The sequence below is a fragment of the Frankia sp. CcWB3 genome (genome assembly GCF_977927595.1).
Genome location: NZ_CDWRCK010000385.1, coordinates 1 through 2,796 on the forward strand (window position 1 = coordinate 1; position 2,796 = coordinate 2,796).

Annotated in this window: 1 protein-coding gene and 1 pseudogene; both read right to left on the reverse strand. The window is 70.1% G+C overall.

Going from position 1 to position 2,796, the window contains the following annotated elements:
* Positions 1-934: pseudogene (locus ACY5KJ_RS19455) on the reverse strand (FtsK/SpoIIIE domain-containing protein); the annotation flags it as partial.
* A 349-nt stretch (positions 935-1,283) separates the two neighbouring features.
* Positions 1,284-2,429, reverse strand: coding sequence for a diguanylate cyclase domain-containing protein (locus ACY5KJ_RS19460; RefSeq protein WP_462189332.1), 1,146 nt, complete (start codon positions 2,427-2,429; stop codon positions 1,284-1,286).
* Positions 2,430-2,796 lie beyond the last annotated feature (367 nt).

A 2,796-nucleotide genomic window follows, 5' to 3' on the forward strand; every position in this document is an offset into this window, starting at 1 on the left:
CAGGCCCTAGCGCGATGACGGCGGGGACATCGGGAGCGACCCAGGCCGGGGGCTGCCGGGGCGTGACGGCTACAGGGGAGGGGTCCGTGGTCCGGACCCTGCTTGGCAGGTCGGCCGTGCCGAACCTCAGGTGCAGGTGATCGGGGTCATGGCGACGCCGCTCCCACAGCGTCGCAGTCGGTCCCTGAGCGGTGGCGAGCAGGCTTGCCGGATCGGGGTGGTTGCGATGACGCTCGGTGCATTCCGCCGCGAGCGCGGCACGAGCAGTGGCCTCGACGTCGTCCCGCTCCTGCCGGTAGCGGGCCATGGCTGCACGGAACTCCCGACCCTCCCGCCGTCGGCCGCTCACCACGGAGGCGACCAGGCTCACCGGCGCCAGCACCGCGAAGAGCAGAACGTAGACTGTCCGCAGCAGGGCAGCCATGCCCAGGGCGGCGACGAGCGGCAGCACCGTCGTGAGGACCGGGACCGGGACACGGCGGGGTTCGGCGGGTGCGGCCGGCAGGGCGAAGACGGACTCCCGCTCCAGCGGATGCAGGCGAGGCGGACGGTTGACGTCGAGCATGCCAGGAGCGGAGACGGACGGGCGGGTCAGCACCGTGAGCGGTGCGGGCCGCACGAGCAGCAACGTCACCGGGGCGATCCGCACCGCGGCCAGGATGGTGCTGGCAGGCGACGATAGGTGGTCGCCGACGACGGCCGCGCCCGGACCGGCTGTGACGGTGCACCGACCGCCGACCTCGACCCGGATGGTCAGCGCGGGCTCGTCGCTGCTGTGACCCCCCAGCGTGACAGTGCAGCCGGGTCCCGAGCCGACGGTGAACTCACCCGCCGGCAGGTGATGAATGTCGCCCGCCCCGGGCCCACCGATGATCATCAGGTCGACCAGACCCGTCCCGCGGACCCGCCGGGACACCGCGACATCAAGGCTCACCACCGCACCCTCCCGCAGCGGCGAGGAGGCCGGGTCGTCTCCGGGTCGAGTGGACGGACGGTACCGGAGACGTTGATCGAGGGCCCGGCCCGCGCCAGTGTGGGAGTACGCCGATGCGGGCGGACAGCGGCGGCCATCGCCCCGGCCACCGCACGGAGCGGGGTTTCCGGGGCGGCGGTCAGTAGTACGTCCGTGCTGGAATTCCGGGTGGCATCGAGGACGGTGAGGGTGAAGCGCATGTATGGAAGATACGGCGTGGAAAAGCGGGGAGCGGGACGGGCCGACGGGGAGTTCTTCTACTTGGTGTTGTGGTCGAAATATGTGGTGGCGCAGAAACCACCATGACGATTCATGGCGAGTCGCAAGGATGATGCTCCCGCCCGGCCGTGCGTGCCATCGCCCGGGTGCGCATCACCTCCGCACCCGCCAGCTCCACCATGGCGTCACTCACCTCGGCAGCGTCGGCCGGGATCGGGAAACCGACCGCAGGTTCGGGTGAGCGCGCCTGGCCGGTCGGAGACGGCCCGGCCGACAGGGCCACTCCGACGCTCACTGACATGCTGATCCGATGACCGTGCACGTCCAGCGGTTCGTCCAGGGAGGAGATGAGCCGCTCGGCCAGGGTTGCGGCCTCGGCTGCGGTAACGGGTCCGGTGACGATGACGAACTCGTCCCCGCCCCAGCGCCCGAGAATGTCGCCGGGGTGGAGTACCTTCGAAAAGCGGCGGGCGGCGGCATCCAGAACGGCATCGCCCGTCGGATAGCCGAAGGAGAAATTGACTCGACGAAATGCATCCAGGTCAAGGAAGAGAACGGCCGTTCCGCGGTTGTGCCCGGTTTTGGCCGTGCCTGTTGTGATGGCCGTGCCGGCGGCGGCTGGCAGGGCGTGTCCGGGGGTTGTTCCGGGCGCCACGGTGGTCACAGTGTCCGGCGGGCCCGCGGCCAGTCGGACAGCGAGAAGCGCGCGCAGCCCCGTGCGGTTCACCAGCCCGGTTGTCGCATCTGTCGACGCGTGATGCCGCAGCTCCTCCTCCCGCTGGTGTCGCTCGGTGACGTCGTCGACGACGACGATCAGACCGTCACCACGGATCAGCGGGCGCAGGCGTACGTCGAGCCAACGATAACCATGTGGCGTCGGTTTCGGGATTTCGATCCGGGCCTGCTTGCGTCGTCGGTCGATCATCTGCCGGGACAGGATCGCCAGTGCCCGCACCGGGGCAGCCGGATCGGCGAGCGCCGCGGCGGCCAACAGGGTCGCGGGTCGGGCTGTGGCTCGTTCCGCCGGCCGAGCCGCTGATCGAGCCGCTGAGTTGGCCGCGTTGTCGCATGCCGCCAACCAGCTGATGCCCGGCCGGACGGGGAGCAGGGCCACCCCGGTGGCGGCATTGCGGCGCCATGCCTCGTTGAGGCGGGTCACCGTTCCCTCCGGGCCGAGCACGGCGACCGACGAGGGGAGGGAGTCAAGGACGGCCACCGCGACGTCGTCGGTCAGCACCGAGCTGGTTCCTTCCGACTGCCGGTCCAGGGGTGGCCGGGTAGGTGAGTTGGACGTACCTGCCTTGCGGTACTGGACACGGGTGGGTCTGCCGTGGGAGCGACGCGTCACGCGCTCCCGCGGCCGGGCGGGACTGCTGTGGTGAGATCAATCCGATCATCCCGGCTTCCTCGTATACGTGTTTTCGGTTTTGCTGACCGGTGTGCGGAGTGGGGGTTGGGTGAGTGCGGCGGGTGCGGGCGGATAGTGACTCCGCTGGGCGAGGGTGGCTGCAGCCGGTCAGCCGGTCAGCCGGTCAGCTGCGGCGACGGACAATATGGAATCCCGCCTCGGCCAGAATCATCGGTATCAGCCTGATGGTCTCGCG